This window comes from Galbibacter sp. BG1 (assembly GCF_013391805.1).
Classification (GTDB): domain Bacteria; phylum Bacteroidota; class Bacteroidia; order Flavobacteriales; family Flavobacteriaceae; genus Galbibacter.
In genome coordinates, this window is record NZ_CP058364.1 from 3402736 (window position 1) to 3418988 (window position 16253).

The following is a 16253-nucleotide window of genomic DNA, read 5'->3' on the forward strand; positions in this document are numbered from 1 at the left end:
TTATCCTAATTTTTCAATAATTGATGGTATTTGGCGTATCGAGGCCAATTCCTTGTATTTCTTTCTAGCTTCCTCGGCAGGATATCCAAAATAAGTTTTATTCGGCTCCAAGGATTTACTAATGCCAGACTGCGCCAACAAAACTGCCTTTGTACCAATAGTAATGGCACTGGCCAAACCAACCTGACCCCAAATGGTCACTTCATCTTCAATAATAACACAACCCGCAATTCCCACTTGGGAAGCAATCAAGCATTTTTCACCAATAAAAGTGTCGTGACCCACATGGACTTGGTTGTCTATTTTGGTTCCTTTTTTAATTAAGGTATCTCCTGTTACCCCTTTATCGATGGTACAAAGCGCACCTAAATCCACATTATCCTCAATAACCACGCGTCCGCCAGATAATAACTTATCGAATCCCTCGGGCCGCTTTTTGTAGTAGAACGCATCGGCGCCTAGTACAGTTCCTGCATGAATGGTAACATTATCGCCTACGACACAGTTGTCGTAAATGCTTACATTAGAATGTATGTAACAGTTTTTCCCGACAACAACATTATTTCCAATAAAAGCACCGGGTTGAACTACGGTACCCTCACCAATTTTTGCGGAAGGGGCTATTGCCGCAGTCGCTTTTTCAAATGGTTTAAAAAAATGGGTCAGTTTATTGAAATCCCTAAAAGGGTCATCGGAAATTAACAACGCCTTCCCCTCCGGGCACTCTACCTCTTTATTTATTAAAACAACCGTTGCCAGTGAGTTTAGAGCTTTATCGTAATACTTAGGATGGTCTACGAATACAATATCCCCTGGATTGACTACGTGAATTTCGTTCATTCCCGATATCGGAAAATCGTCATTTCCCACGTATTCACAATTTAGAATTGTGGCAATTTGCTTTAAGGTATACTCTTGTGGAAACTTCATTCTTTGTTGTTAATTCAATGCGTTTTATCTTTCTGAACTAATACCAAACCTAAAGGAAACATAATTTTATTCCAATAAACTTTCATTCCTTTGCACGCTCCATGTAGGAACTCTTTTCGGTATCGATTTTTATTCTATCCCCCTCATTAATAAACAAAGGAACATTAATTGTCGCTCCAGTTTCAACGGTAGCCGGCTTTGTAGCATTAGTAGCCGTATTCCCTTTAACACCAGGCTCGGTATGGGTAACCTCTAGAGTTACATGCGCTGGCATATCTACAGAAAGTGGCATGCTGTCTTCCGTGTTGAATAAAATGGTAACCACTTCACCTTCTTTTAAAAGATCTGGTGTGTCTAAGGCCTCTTTCTGAAGCATTATTTGGTTGTAATCATCGGTATTCATAAAATGGAAGGTATCCCCTTCAGCATATAAAAACTGATAAGAACGCGTTTCCACACGAACATCTTCAATTTTATGCCCTGCAGAAAATGTATTGTCCAATACTTTTCCAGTAGTAACACTTTTAAGCTTGGTTCTTACAAAAGCAGGTCCTTTTCCTGGCTTTACGTGCAAGAATTCAATAATTTTATAAATATCGTGATTGTAACGAATACATAAACCTTTTCTAATATCTGATGTAGATGCCATATTATTTTTTAATGATTTGAACTTGAACTAAAATAACCTTTCATAATTCCGCGTTGGGAATCTTTTATAAATTGAAGAATTTCATCACGCTCGGGAGTCGCCTCCATTTCAGCTTCAATAATTTCCACAGCTTGTGAATTGTTATAATTCTTTTGATATAAAATTCGGTAGATATCTTGTATTTCCCTTATTTTTTCTGTTGAAAACCCTCTTCTTCTTAAACCTACGGAGTTAATCCCCACATAAGACAAAGGCTCCCTAGCTGCTTTTGCATAAGGAGGAACATCTTTTCTAACCAAAGAACCCCCAGTTACAAAGGCATGGTTTCCAATGGAACAGAATTGATGCACGGCAGTCATTCCCGCCAACACCACATAGTCCCCTACGGTGATGTGGCCTGCCAACGTACTATTGTTGGAAAAAATACAATGATCGCCCACAAAACAATCGTGCGCAATATGACTGTAAGCCATAATCCAACAATTTTTACCGATAACGGTTTTCATTCTATCGGTAGTTCCCCTATTAATGGTTACACACTCGCGAATAGTGGTGTTGTCCCCTATTTCGGCAGTGGTTTCCTCATCATTATATTTTAAATCCTGCGGAATTGCAGAGATGACGGCACCCGGAAAAATATTACAATTTTTACCAATACGTGCTCCTTCCATGATTGTTACATTACTTCCTATCCAGGTTCCTTCTCCAATAACCACATTGTTGTTAATGGTAGCAAAAGGCTCGATTACCACATTTTTGGCAATTTTAGCGCCCGGATGTACATATGCTAGCGGCTGATTCATTCTTCTGATTCTTTAACTTTTACTATTTGAGCCATTAGCTCTGCTTCTGTTGCAAGTTTACCATTAGCATAGGCGTATGCCTGCATATGGCAAATACCTCTTCTAATTGGGGATATCAATTCCATTTTAAAAATAAGGGTATCCCCCGGTTGCACTTGTTGTTTAAATTTCACATTATCTATTTTCATGAAATAGGTAAGGTAGTTTTCGGGGTCTGGAACTGTACTCAATACTAAAATCCCTCCTGTTTGCGCCATCGCTTCTACTTGAAGCACTCCCGGCATAATAGGTGCGCCTGGAAAATGCCCCACAAAATAAGGCTCGTTCATGGTTACGTTTTTCATACCCACCACATGGGTATCGGATAATTCCAAAATACGGTCTACCAATAAGAAAGGTGGCCTGTGCGGCAACATCTGCATAATTTTATTGATATCCATCAACGGTGGTTGATTTAAATCCACTTTTGGAACTTTATTGCGTTTTTCCAGTTTAATTATTTTAGAAAGCTTTTTGGCAAACTGTGTATTTACGTAATGTCCTGGCTTATTGGCAATAACTTTTCCGCGCACACGCGTGCCTATTAAAGCCAAATCCCCAATTACATCCAATAACTTATGCCTAGCAGCCTCATTGGGATGGTGCAGCGTTAAATTATCCAGGATCCCGTTTGGTTTAACAGAAATATTCTCCTTATTAAAGGCTACACGAAGTTTTTCCATGGTTTCTTCAGAGAGTTCCTTGTCTACATACACAATGGCATTGTTAAGATCACCTCCTTTAATAAGTCCGTGTTCCAACAAGGTTTCTATTTCGTGTAAAAAACTGAAGGTTCTAGAATCTGCTATTTCCGTTTCAAATTCCGATAAATGCTTTAACGTGGCATTTTGGGTACCCAACACTTTAGTGCCAAAGTCTACCATAGTAGTCACTTGATACTCGTCGGAAGGGATAATGGTAATTTCACTACCAGAATCTTCATCTGTATAAGAAATCACATCGGTGATTATAAACTCTTCCCTCTCGGCATCTTGAGTTACTACCCCTGCTTTTTTTAATGCTTCAATAAAATATTTAGAAGAACCATCCATTATTGGAGGTTCTGGAGCATCCAATTCAATCAACACATTGTCAATTTCCAAACCGACCAAAGCAGCCAAAACATGCTCTGAGGTTTGAATCTTAACCCCCATTTTTTCCAAATTGGTACCTCTTTGGGTATTTACCACATAATTTGCATCGGCTTCAATTACAGGCTGCCCTTCTAAATCTACACGCTTAAATGCATATCCATGATTCTCGGGAGCTGGTTTAAATTTCATGGTTACCTCCATTCCTGTATGCAACCCTACCCCTTTGAGAGAAATCTCTTTGGCTATGGTGGTTTGTTTTATAACCTGATCACTCATTGTTATATCTTTTACTTTTTTTCTAGTTGATTAATTCTGTCTACTACTTTTGGTAAATTTTTAAAGTGCACATACGACTTGTTGTAGTCACCATAATTTAAGGCAGGTGAACCCTGTAACACTTCTTCGTCTTTTATATTTCTTCCAATACCAGATTGCGCTTGAATCCTAACTCGATCTCCTATAACAATATGCCCTACAATACCTACTTGACCACCGATCATACAGTTTTTACCTATTTTGGTAGAACCTGCAATACCGGTTTGGGCAGCTATTACCGTATTTTCACCAATCTCTACGTTGTGCGCTATTTGTATTTGGTTATCGAGCTTAACGCCCCTACGAATAATCGTAGAGCCTAAAGTGGCCCTGTCTATTGTGGTACCAGCACCAATATCTACATAATCTTCTAAAATTACATTTCCTGTTTGCGGTACTTTTTGGAACTCTCCATTTTCATTCGGCGAAAACCCGAATCCGTCTGCACCAATCACGCAACCACTATGAATTACGCAATTCTTACCCACAATGGACTCAGAATATATTTTAGCACCGGCAAAAATAATTACATTGTCCCCTATGCTAACATTGTCTCCTATATATACATTGGGATAAATTTTTACATTCTCCCCTATTTTAACATTATCCCCAACATATGTGAAAGCCCCCATATAAAGTTCCTTACCGTAAGTGGCCGTTTCCGATAGAAAAACAGGTTGTTCGATTCCTGTTTTATTCAGTTTTACCTGATTGTAATATTCCAATAATTTCGAAAACGATTTATAAGCATCCTCTACCTTTATAAGCGTGGTAGAAATTTCCTGCTCTACCTTAAACGATTTATTGACAATAGTTATAGATGCTCTTGTTGAATATATATATGAGGTGTACTTTGGGTTTGCTAAAAAAGTTAGAGACCCTTCTGTTCCTTCTTCGATCTTAGAAAGTTTGGACACTTCCACTTCTGGATCGCCCACAATTTCACCTTCTAATATTCCCGCTATTTGTGTTGCTGTAAATTTCATTTCCACGCAAAAGTATAAAAAAAGTACTATTTATTTTTTAGGATAGCACATGTAATATTTTGTAACCGGTTTAGATAGTGCTTTTAGGTTGAATTGATCGGAGGCTTTTGCAACATCTACAATCTTACGAGATTTCATAAGAATATGAATATTTTGTTTGTCTAAATAATAAGCTTGATTCTCTATTAAACCACTAAAGACAAAGTATCTGGCATCTTCCTCGGTTACTTTATATTTATTAGTAAATTCGTTTATATGTTCGGTTATTTTCTTTTCTTTTATTGGTTTCTTCTTGATTTTTATTTTTAAAAGATCCCTGTTCAATAAAATTTTGCACAAGTTAGATAACACAAAATCTTCATTGTATTGCCATTCTTTCATTGCAGATAAGATATCCACATCATCTAAACGGGAGAATATTTCCAATATTTCATCGGTAAAATCATTCTTTCCTATTTCATTATCTAAAAAAAACTGCAGGGCAGTACTCGCATGCAGTTTCTTACCACCATGATGCAATTGCTTGGCGCGTTGAAGAATTCTTATTAACAGCTGCTCTGCAGCCAAACTTGTTTTATGGAGAAATACCTGCCAATACATTAATCGTCTGGCAACTAAAAATTTTTCTACGGAATAAATGCCTTTCTCTTCTACCACCAAACTATCGTCTACCACATTCAACATGGATATAATTCTTTCGGAATTGATGTTCCCTTCTGAAACACCCGTATAGAAACTATCTCTTTTAAGATAATCAACACGATCCATGTCTAGCTGACCAGAAATAAGCTGATACATAAATTTTCGGTGGTAATCGCCCTTAAAAATCTGAATAGCCAACGTTAAACTTCCGTTAAACTCAGCATTTAAAGCTTCCATAAATTTCAAGGAAATGTGCTCATGGGAAATTCCATTTACGATACTATGTTCCATCGCATGGGAAAAGGGACCATGACCAATATCGTGTAGGAGAATAGCTGCCAATAATGCTTTTTCTTCATCTTCAGAAATTTCAACACCTTTAAAACGAAGCACTTGAACAGCTTTTTGCATTAAATGCATACATCCTATGGCATGATGAAAACGTGTATGGTGTGCGCCCGGATAAACCAAATAAGAAAGTCCCATTTGGGAAATTCTGCGCAAACGTTGAAAGTATTTGTGTTCAATTAAATCAAAGATCAGTTCATTGGGAATGGTAATAAATCCGTAAATTGGATCGTTGAATATTTTAAGCTTGTTTGCTGTGTTCAAACTAATAAAATTGTAAAATTACATACAAATATACATCAATAGAATGAATGAGATAAAGATACTTTGGGTAGATGACGAAATTGAGCTTTTAAAACCGCATATTCTATTCTTGGAACAAAAAAATTATGCTGTAAAAACGTGTCAAAGTGGAACGGAAGCTGTTGAAGAGGTAAAACAAAACGTGTTCGATATCGTTTTTTTGGATGAAAATATGCCGGGATTATCTGGACTGGAAACACTTAACGAAATTAAGGCCATGAAACCCACACTTCCTGTAGTTATGATAACAAAAAGTGAGGAAGAAGATATTATGGAAGAAGCTATTGGCGCTAAAATTGCCGATTACCTCATAAAACCGGTTAATCCCAACCAAATTCTATTAAGTCTTAAAAAAAACTTAGACCACTCCAGGTTGGTTTCAGAAAAAACCACCTCCAATTACCAACAGGAATTTAGGAAAATTGCCATGGATCTTACTATGGTAAATACTTATGAAGAATGGGTAGATTTATACAAGAAATTAATCTTCTGGGAACTTGAGCTTGAGAACATTGAAGATACCGGGATGACCGAAATATTAGAATCCCAAAAAACTGAAGCGAACTCCCAGTTTGGAAAATTCATAGAGAAAAACTATCCCTCTTGGTTTAATGGTGAGGAGGCGCCTACCATGTCTCACACGCTATTTAAAGATTTAGTAGTAAAAGAAATAGACAAAAAGAAACCCACCCTTTTAGTAGTTATCGATAATTTAAGGTATGACCAATGGAAAGCCTTTGAAGGCACCGTTACCAATTACTACAAAAAAGAAAAGGAAGAGGCCTATTTCAGCATTTTGCCTACGGCTACGCAATACGCAAGAAATGCTATTTTCTCCGGTTTAATGCCTTCTGAAATGGAACGCTTACATCCAAAACTATGGAAGAACGATACCGATGAAGGTGGGAAGAATTTACATGAAGCAGATTTTCTTAAAGATCAAATTCGCAGACTGGGATTGGACATTACTTGGGAGTACCATAAAGTATCCAACTTAAAACTTGGTAAACAACTAGCACAAAACTTTAGATCGCAAAAAGAAAATGACCTTACTGTGGTAGTTTACAATTTTGTGGACATGCTTTCCCATTCTAAAACAGAAATGGAAGTTGTAAAAGAACTAGCTTCTAATGATAAGGCTTACCGTTCTTTAACCCAAAGTTGGTTTAAGAACTCACCGCTTTTAGATATCATTCAGCAAGCGCAACAATTGGGCTTTAAATTAATTATTACTACCGATCATGGTACCATTAATGTAAAGAATCCGTCTAAGGTAATAGGTGACCGGGATACAAGTTTAAACCTTAGGTATAAAACGGGCCGAAGTTTGTCTTATAGTGATAAAGAAGTATTTGGAGTTAAGAATCCGAAAGAAATTCATCTGCCCACTATAAACATGAGTAGTTCCTTTATTTTTGCCAAAAACGACATGTTCTTTGCTTACCCCAATAATTATAATCATTACGTAAGCTATTATAAAAACACGTATCAACACGGCGGAGTCTCCTTGGAAGAAGTAATAATACCCTTTGCTGTGCTCAATCCGAAATAGGTAACATATTTATGCTATTCCTTATAGAAAACCTTATATCCGATGTACGGTTAATATTATAAGTCTAACGACACATAAATGTTAATTTTTTGCAAAAATGTTAAAATGAGGTGTTTAGATTGAGTTTTTTTTCTATTTTTGATAAACCCTCAAAATTAACACTAATGGCAAAAGCAATTGATAGAATTTATTCTATTATCCAATCACTTGGAATGAGCGCTAGGCAATTTGATATGTCTATAGGCGCATCTAACGGTTACACTTTACGTATGAAAAAGAATCACGCCTCTGTGGGAAGTGATATTCTGGAACGTATTGTAGAGAAGTATCCATTTGTAAACATTAACTGGGTAGTTACTGGTCATGGTACTATGTTTGGCACCGATACCACGAGTACGGCAGAACAAGGAGTACCAGAAAGAAAACTTACCTATAAAGAAGTAGAAGCTATAATCGAACAAAAGATTAAAGCGCATCAAGAAGATGAATTAAATAATTTGATGTCTAAAATTAAACAAGAAATCAGTGCAGCTAAAAAAGAAGCTGAGCAATAAAATTTCGAAATTCATTTCATTTTTGATTAAAAACATCCGGGTCATTCCGGATGTTTTTGTTTTTGAAGCTCTGCATACAACAGCTCTAATTTGTTTAAATACTCTTGCGGCTCGTAAGAATCTTTATTTTTAATTAAGAGTTCAATTTCTTGCTTTGTGGCCGCTACCCTATTGCCATTTTCTTTTTCGGCCAAAAGCGCAACAATCTTAAAGGTTTCCACTTTTATTTTATCCTTTATTCTTTCTACTTTATGGTAATTATCAATTTTTAGGGATATCCAAATTAGAAACCCTGTAAGAATTATTAGAATAGGAAGTGCCTGCCATATTTCATTTTCGTGAATATATCTAACGTCAGGGCTTAAGAGTGAAATTAACTGATAAGCTGTAAGCACTATTGGAATTAGTATGAAGTATTTCCACCAGTATCTGGAAGTAAGAAACCAGAGATTTAAATTAATAAAAAAAGTTAGATAAAAGTACGTAAAAAACCAGAAAAAAAATTTTACATTAGGTAGATTATACGAACCAATAGTGAACCAACCTAGTTGCCAAGTAGCCGTTTCAGGTGCTATATAATATATACGATCTATGAATGGGGTGGCAACAAAAGCAGAAATCAAAATAATACCTAAAAAAACTGCTAATGAGTTATTTTGTGACCAAGTATTATTTTTTTTAAATTCAGATTCATCTATGGACTGAAGTAATTCAATAATTTTTTGTTTTTTAGGATATTCCCTAGCATCCCTAATCAACTCTTCAAGTGAAATTAATATATTTTGATAATGATATATATTTTGAAATTTATAATTTAAAACTATTTCTGAATTCATATAATCTTCATTTAAACGATACCTAAAGGAATATTTAAGCTTCCTTGAAGCCATGATTATTAGAATTAAAAAAATCACACTCAATACATAAATTAAATATTCAGGTGCGGAAAATGGCAGTTCTATATAATTATAGATAACAATGAACAATTTATACAATTCATTCGAAATAAGAATTAATACCCCGTATCTCCACCATTGATTGGAAGTGATGTACCAAAGTGTGTAGGGGATTAAGTGAGAAAAAAGTAAGCATGAAGAATAAACAGCATATTGAACCGTAGTTGTATCTTTTGACCTCAAGGTAAACAAAGTTGTTTCCCAAAGCTGAGAATCAGGAAGATAAACATGAATATATGTGATAAAAGATGCAAACAGTAATAAGCTTACTATAATAATGTCAGATGGTAAAACAGATTTTATTCTTTTCATTGAATTAAATTAAAAATCTAATTTTCATTTTGAATTTTAGAAAGTTGATTATACAAATTTTCCAAACGGGAAAGATATTCTTCTGGTTGGTAGTTGTCTCTATTACTTATGGTTGCTTCAATTTCTTCCTTTAGCTGAACAGTTTTGCTCTCATTTTCACTTTCAGCCAACAACGCAACAATCTTAAAGGTTTCCACCTTTATTTTTTCCTTGATTCTTTCTACTTTCGAGTAGTTGTTTATTTTTAGGGATATCCAGATTAAGAATCCAGTAAGTAATAAAAGTATGGGTAAAGCTTGTATAATTTCATTTTCGTGAATATAGCGAACATCAGGACTCAAAACGGATATTAATTCATAGGACGTCATAATTATTGGCACTAATAAGAAATATTTCCACCAATATGTCGAAGTTAAAAACCATATATTCAAACTAATAAACATTGTTAAATATAAATAGGTGAAGAAATAAAAGAAGTTTACCAAATCATTAAATTTACTATTGGAAAAAACAAACCACCCCAAGTCCCAAGATGATGATTCTGGCGCTAAATAATAAATACGATCTATAAAAGGGAGTGTTGTTATAATAAAGACAATAAAGAAATCTCTTAATCGGTAGTTGGAAGAAGAATCATTTTCTTTTTCTATTTCCTTGCTATCTGTAAGAACTACGGCCTCAGCAGTAATATCCCGAGCTTGTTGCAATCCTTTTCTGTAAACCGCATTCTCTAAATTATTTAAGAAATTTCGGAACTGCTTTACGCTCTTAAACTTATATTTTAAAATATTATCCGCATTTATATCATTTAATCTCAATTTATATTTCAGAGCATATTTAGCTCTACTGGAAATAAAAACAAGTATAAATCCAACTAAAACAGCTACGATAATTTTTTGGTAAATAGCCAATTTAAATGGAATTTCAATACTAAAAAACACATAGACAATCAGCTTGTAAACTGAACTTACGAAAGGAAGCAATATTATATTTTTCCACCATTTATTACAGGTAATGTACCATAATGAGTAAAAAACAATATGAGAGAACAGTAAGGAAATATTGTAGTATGCCAATAACGCTGATACATTTATAACATTAATAGTAAATAGTCCCAAATCCAAAGTTTTCCCACTTGGAACATAAACATGTGTAAAAGTTATAAAGGAAGCTACCAATATTAAAACAATAATAAGTAGATCAATACGCAGAAATCTTTTCTTATTGGCAAACAAATTGTAAAATTTTTGGGGTTAGGCTATCGCAATAATAGAAATTTATTTTTGAATTGAATTTAGCTTTTTATAATAAAACTCAAGCTTAGACAAATATATATCGGGATCGTAGTTGTCTTTATTATCAAATAAATAATTAATCTCTAGCTTCGTTAAAAGATTTTCACTTTAAGTAATTGAGACCGTTTAAATTTCTTAAAAGCTAAACATAAAATAAAACTAGAAGGTTAATTCTTATTCTGAAGTTTAGTTAGTTGTTCATATAGTATTTCCAAACGCGAAAGATATTCTTCTGGTTGGTAGTTGTCTCTATTGCTTATGGTTGCTTCAATTTCTTCCTTTAGCTCAACAGTTTTGCTCTCATTTTCCCTTTCAGCCAACAACGCAACAATCTTAAAGGTTTCCACCTTTATTTTTTCCTTTATCCTTTCTACTTTATGGTAATTGTCAATTTTCAGGGATATCCATATTAAGAACCCAGTAAGTAACAAAAGTATGGGTAAGGCTTGTATAATTTCATTTTCGTGAAAATAGCGGATATTTGGATTTAAAACGGAGATGATTTCATAAAGCTTTATAATTATTGGTACTAGCAAAAAATATTTCCACCAATATTGATTTGTAAAAAACCATATATTTAGGCTTAAAAATACAGTACCATATAGATATAAAACAAAAAACAGAAATAAGCTGATGCTTGGAAAAAGGGCAGTTTCTAGTTTCAAGATTTCCAAATCCCAAACTGTTTCGTCAGGGGCTAAATAATAAGTTCTATCTATAAAGGGTATAAAAACCATTATAAGTAAGATTAAATAGCCCCATATCCTTTTTTCATTAAAATAATCTGACATGGATGGCAAACCAAAAGATTTACCTTTTTTCTCCGTTATTGCAAAAGCTTCAGCTAGAACTTCTTTAACATTTGCCTGATTACTCAAAATATCTTTATCATAAAATTGATCTAAAAACAATTGATAGCGCCCTAGACTTCTAAACTTATAATTAATTATACTTTCTGCACCAATGTTATCGTGTTTTTGCCTATAAAATAATGGATAAGAAATTGTTTTAGTGACACAGAATACTATTACGACAAAAAAGGCGATTCCTATATACTTTAGATAATCAGTATTATCTATGGTAAACTGAAAACTTTGGAATACATAGTTAAAAAACTTATAAGATTCATTAACCAGCAATATTATGATTCCATATTTCCACCAATACTTGCAAGTAAAGAACCAAATTGCATAAAACATCATACTTGCAAAAAGCAATATAGAAGTATATAATGCCATATATACGGTAGTATTGCTTATAATTTTAAAGCCCAAATACGGAATCTCCCATTCTTTTTCATAAGGACTTAAAATGTATAGATATGTTATAAAAGTATTTAATAGAATGGATAAAATTATAAACCAATCATTTAGAAAAAACCTTTTAATAAATGAATTCAATGATATTTGTATTTAGATTTGAGGTAACAAAATTAGAAAAATAATAATCTCCGCATTGATTTAGGATTACTATTTTAATGCGGAAAGTTTAGCGTAGAGTGTTTCCAATTTTTCTAGATATTCTTTTGGTTCGTAAGATTTCTTGTTTGAAATAATAGCATTAATCTCTATTTTTATAGAATGATGATTAATTTTCTTTTCCTTTTCGAGGTCCGCTAAACTTTCGATCACCTTAAAAGTCTCTATTTTTATTTGTTCCTTAATACTCTCTATCTGTGTATGGTTGTCGATTTTAAAAGATATCCAAACTAAAAAAAGTGTTATCATAGAAAGTACAGGTAGTGCTTGCCAAATTTCATTCTCATGAATATATCTTTGATCTACATTCAGCACAGAAATTATTTCGTATAAGCTAAGTACTATTGGTACTAGTAAAAAATATTTCCACCAATACTTACTTGTAAAAAACCAAATGGTGAGACCAATTGACATCGTTAAATACATATAGGTTAAAAGCCAAAAGAATATAGCAAAATTGTTGTATTTACTCGTAGTAAGTGTTATCCAGCCTAAATTCCAAACATTAGAATTTGGTGCTATATAATAGATCCTATCTATTATAGGGAGCATGAATATGACAATAATTATTAAAATTCCTAAAATTTTAGATTTCAAGGAGTAATTCTTTCCTTCAATTTTGTTTTCAGTATTTGTTTTTTCATCATCTGATATCAAAATTGCGTTTGCTATAAGTTCTTGAGCGTTATTTATTTCTTTCGTTGTTATTACACCCATAAAGTGATTAAGAAAATTTTTATATTGACTAATATTCTTAGTCCTATAGCGTAATATACTATCCGCATCGATATGATTATTTGAAATTTGATACCTGAATGGATAATTAATTTTTCTTGAAACTATGAATAAAATGAAGCTACTACCAATGGCAATGAATAAATTAGGATAAGTTCCCAAATGAATCGGTAATTCAATACTAAAAAAAATAAATATCAATAGTTTATAAATCGATCCTGCGAATAAAACAAGTATACCATATTTCCACCAATAGGTACAAGTAATGTACCAAAGAGCATATAATAGTATATGAGAGAGAAAAATTGAAAGATGATAAGCTGATCCCTGAGCAGAACTATGCTCTGTAAATTTCATTACGAATAAACCTGTGTTCCAAGTTGGAGATTCAGGTACATACACATGAAAGAAGCTAAAAAAAGAGGCAAATAAAATAGTAGCAATTATGATGCTTTCTCGAAAATTGATACGATAATGGGACAAAAGCAATATAAAAAGTTTTTGATTAAAGTATAAATTTATAAAGTTTATCTAATCCATATCCAATTTCAAACGTTTTAATTTTAAATAAAATTTGTTTTATTAAATAAGCTATTAATTTTTTTGAACTTAATTTTACAAAAAATCAGCATATGGTCTTAAAGTATAAAATTAATGAAATTACCAAGATAGCTAAGGAGCTACTTCAATATAGCCCTTATAAAATTATTCTATTCAATGGAGAAATGGGCGTTGGTAAAACTACCCTTATAAAAGAATTAATTTCTCAGTTAGGGAGTAAAGATCGGGTTTCTAGTCCGACTTTCTCTTTGGTGAATGAATATAAAATTAAAGACGGAATAGCATACCATTTTGACTTCTATCGAATAAACGATATTGAAGAAGTTTACCAAATAGGTGTAGACGATTATCTATACAGTAATCAGTGGTGCTTTGTGGAATGGCCTGAAAAAGTGCAAGAAATACTACCGAAAAACGCTACCGTTGTCGATATAAAAAAACATTTAAACGATGAAAGAACAATAAGCGTTCAATAAAACGTTATATTTATAAACAATATAACGATAGAGAACTTTCTGTATATTAAAAACTTACGAATATACAACAAAGGTTTTTTATCTCCGCACCTTATTTTTTGGTACGTTTGTTACAACAAAAAACCAAAAAATCATACTATTATGTCATTCAAAAAAATTATTTTCTCCGTATTCGCAATCGCTTTATTAGCTGTTTCTTTAGTTTCCTGTTCTCCAAGTAGTGTAGCAGATGAAGATTCTTTATATGATTTAAATCAACAAGGAGTAACCGTAGAACAAATACAAAAACACAGGGAAGATGGTGGTAAACTTCATTAATTCTAAATGATTATTTAATTTTGAACTTACAAATCAATTAAATAGTTGCAGATTGATAGAATTTATTTAATTTTAGAGGTTTGAATTTAAACTTATATCTCTTAGATTTAATTCTATCTTATCTTAGAATAATGAAAAACCTAGATTCTTATCCAACCCGAAGCAGATTTTTAAAACATAGAATTTTAAGTATAGGTTCGATAGTTGCTCTTTTGATAGCTATCTCCCCATATCTGTATTACTTATATGAAAGTTTTCCAGAAAGTAAAGTTTGGGACACTATGTTATTTAAGTTCGAAGCTCAAAAATATGGATCTCTATATTTATATGCTTGGTTTTTTCTGGGAAAATTTGTTCCTTTAATGCTTTTGACTCTCTGGTTTTTTACCTGTAAGCATTGGTGGTATCATGTCATTTTGATACCAATAAGCATGTATTTTTTCCAGTTATTAAGTGTTATAAATGATGATGTTCAATATCTAGATGAATTTGAAATCTATTACATAATACCTATTATGATGGTGGTTATACCTATAGTCTACTTCATAAGGATTAAATTAATAGATAAGTATATTCACGGCATAGACTTAGATAAAATTGATGCCGAATTAAAGGAGTATGAAGAAAAAGAAAAGGTACAGCAAAAGAAAAACAAATTCTTTTAGACTTAAATAGTTTAGCTATCTTTGAACTTTTAAGGAACTAAAATGAATTACCCTAACACACCTTTTACAAAACAAGAGCTTATTCCCCAAGAGGAAACGCTTGAATTGCTAAAACAAAAAGGGGAATTATTTATAGGGATCCCTAAAGAAGTTTCGTATCAAGAAAATAGGGTTTGTTTAACCCCAGACGCCGTGAATGCCCTTACAGCGCATGGCCATAGGGTAATAATTGAATCGAAAGCGGGTATTGATGCCAATTATACGGATAATGAGTATAGCGAAGCTGGTGCTGAAATTACTTCTGATACCAAAAAAGTGTTTTCTTGTCCGATTATTTTAAAAGTAGAGCCGCCTTCTTTTAAAGAATTGGAACTTATAAATCCGCAAACTATACTTATTTCTGCCCTTCAGATAAAGACGTGCAGCAAAAAGTACTTCGAAACCCTTGCCAGCAAACGTATTACCGCGTTAGCCTTCGAGTTTATTAAAGACGATGATGGAAATTACCCAGCCGTTCGTGCTTTGAGTGAAATTGCTGGAACCGCCTCTGTACTCATCGCCGCTGAACTTATGACCAACGCAAATAGCGGAAATGGTCTCATGTTCGGTAACATCACCGGGGTGCCACCTGTGGATGTTGTTATTATAGGTGCTGGAACCGTTGGCGAATTTGCCGCAAGAGCTGCTATAGGTTTGGGAGCAAGCGTAAAAATTTTCGATAATTCTATTACCAGACTTAGGGGTATACAGAATAATCTCGGTAGAATGCTCTACACCTCTACCCTGCAACCAAAAAACTTATTAAAAGCACTTAAACGCTGCGATGTTCTCATCGGTGCGGTTCGTGGAATAAACAGGGCTCCAGTTGTGGTTACGGAAACTATGGTGGAGAATATGAAAAAAGGCGCAGTAATTATCGATGTGAGCATCGACATGGGCGGATGTATTGAAACGAGTGAAGTGACTACCCACGATAAGCCAACTTTTACCAAACACGGTGTTATTCATTACTCTGTTCCAAATATCCCTGCTCGCTACGCACGAACAGCCTCTGTTTCCTTAAGCAATATTTTTACGCCCTATCTTTTAAAAATTGGAGAGGACGGCGGACTGGAACAGTCTTTGCGCTTTGATAAAGGCCTGCGAAACGGACTCTATTTCTACCACGGCATCTTAACAAACAAAGCAATTGCAGAGTGGTTCGACCTTTCTTACCGCGATATAAATCTATTGATATTTTAA

Annotated in this window: 16 protein-coding genes; 6 read left to right on the forward strand and 10 right to left on the reverse strand. The window is 33.7% G+C overall.

Annotated elements, in window-relative coordinates; translation table 11 throughout:
* The 6 genes from HX109_RS14795 to HX109_RS14820 form a co-directional block, all read right to left on the reverse strand.
* Nucleotides 1-930: a UDP-3-O-(3-hydroxymyristoyl)glucosamine N-acyltransferase gene (locus HX109_RS14795; RefSeq protein WP_178953390.1), complete on the reverse strand. Its 930-nt coding sequence runs from the start codon at nt 928-930 to the stop codon at nt 1-3.
* Between the two features lie 82 nt (nt 931-1012).
* Entirely contained in the window at nt 1013-1579 is a 567-nt protein-coding gene (gene efp, locus HX109_RS14800) for an elongation factor P (protein WP_178953392.1), read from the reverse strand.
* 8 nt (nt 1580-1587) lie between these two features.
* Nucleotides 1588-2382: an acyl-ACP--UDP-N-acetylglucosamine O-acyltransferase gene (lpxA, locus tag HX109_RS14805; RefSeq protein WP_178953394.1), complete on the reverse strand. Its 795-nt coding sequence runs from the start codon at nt 2380-2382 to the stop codon at nt 1588-1590.
* On the reverse strand, nt 2379-3791 hold the full coding sequence (locus HX109_RS14810) for a bifunctional UDP-3-O-[3-hydroxymyristoyl] N-acetylglucosamine deacetylase/3-hydroxyacyl-ACP dehydratase (protein WP_178953396.1): 1413 nt from the start codon (nt 3789-3791) through the stop codon (nt 2379-2381). The genes lpxA and HX109_RS14810 overlap by 4 nt, the downstream gene beginning before the upstream one ends.
* An 11-nt stretch (nt 3792-3802) precedes the next feature.
* Nucleotides 3803-4816, reverse strand: coding sequence for a UDP-3-O-(3-hydroxymyristoyl)glucosamine N-acyltransferase (gene lpxD / locus HX109_RS14815; RefSeq protein WP_178953398.1), 1014 nt, complete (start codon nt 4814-4816; stop codon nt 3803-3805).
* Between the two features lie 30 nt (nt 4817-4846).
* On the reverse strand, nt 4847-6070 hold the full coding sequence (locus HX109_RS14820) for an HD domain-containing protein (RefSeq protein WP_178953399.1): 1224 nt from the start codon (nt 6068-6070) through the stop codon (nt 4847-4849).
* Nucleotides 6071-6113: 43 nt separating this feature from the next.
* Between HX109_RS14820 and HX109_RS14825 the strand changes: the two genes are divergently transcribed.
* The gene (locus HX109_RS14825; protein ID WP_178953401.1) at nt 6114-7661 is read left to right on the forward strand and encodes a response regulator; all 1548 of its coding nucleotides are present in this window, start codon (nt 6114-6116) and stop codon (nt 7659-7661) included.
* Between the two features lie 164 nt (nt 7662-7825).
* The gene (locus HX109_RS14830) at nt 7826-8215 is read left to right on the forward strand and encodes a hypothetical protein (RefSeq protein WP_178953402.1); all 390 of its coding nucleotides are present in this window, start codon (nt 7826-7828) and stop codon (nt 8213-8215) included.
* A gap of 41 nt (nt 8216-8256) precedes the next feature.
* Here the strand turns inward: HX109_RS14830 and HX109_RS14835 are convergent, their stop codons facing one another.
* From HX109_RS14835 to HX109_RS14850, 4 genes are all read right to left on the reverse strand, one after another.
* The gene (locus HX109_RS14835) at nt 8257-9483 is read right to left on the reverse strand and encodes a hypothetical protein (protein ID WP_178953404.1); all 1227 of its coding nucleotides are present in this window, start codon (nt 9481-9483) and stop codon (nt 8257-8259) included.
* Nucleotides 9484-9500: 17 nt separating this feature from the next.
* Nucleotides 9501-10718 carry a hypothetical protein gene (locus HX109_RS14840; protein WP_178953406.1) on the reverse strand — a complete coding sequence of 406 codons (1218 nt, stop codon included), beginning with the start codon at nt 10716-10718 and terminating at the stop codon, nt 9501-9503.
* 227 nt (nt 10719-10945) lie between these two features.
* On the reverse strand, nt 10946-12016 hold the full coding sequence (locus HX109_RS14845) for a hypothetical protein (protein WP_220399472.1): 1071 nt from the start codon (nt 12014-12016) through the stop codon (nt 10946-10948).
* Between the two features lie 231 nt (nt 12017-12247).
* On the reverse strand, nt 12248-13348 hold the full coding sequence (locus HX109_RS14850; protein WP_178953410.1) for a hypothetical protein: 1101 nt from the start codon (nt 13346-13348) through the stop codon (nt 12248-12250).
* A 275-nt stretch (nt 13349-13623) separates the two neighbouring features.
* Here HX109_RS14850 and tsaE point away from each other — a divergent pair, with 275 nt between their 5' ends.
* From tsaE to HX109_RS14870, 4 genes are all read left to right on the forward strand, one after another.
* The gene (gene tsaE, locus HX109_RS14855) at nt 13624-14028 is read left to right on the forward strand and encodes a tRNA (adenosine(37)-N6)-threonylcarbamoyltransferase complex ATPase subunit type 1 TsaE (RefSeq protein WP_178953422.1); all 405 of its coding nucleotides are present in this window, start codon (nt 13624-13626) and stop codon (nt 14026-14028) included.
* Between the two features lie 141 nt (nt 14029-14169).
* Nucleotides 14170-14346 (forward strand): hypothetical protein, encoded by a 177-nt coding sequence (locus HX109_RS14860; protein WP_178953424.1) that lies wholly within the window; start codon nt 14170-14172, stop codon nt 14344-14346.
* 131 nt (nt 14347-14477) lie between these two features.
* Nucleotides 14478-15011: a hypothetical protein gene (locus HX109_RS14865; RefSeq protein WP_178953426.1), complete on the forward strand. Its 534-nt coding sequence runs from the start codon at nt 14478-14480 to the stop codon at nt 15009-15011.
* 42 nt (nt 15012-15053) lie between these two features.
* A complete protein-coding gene (locus tag HX109_RS14870; protein ID WP_178953428.1) occupies nt 15054-16253 on the forward strand; it encodes an alanine dehydrogenase in 1200 nt (399 codons plus the stop codon).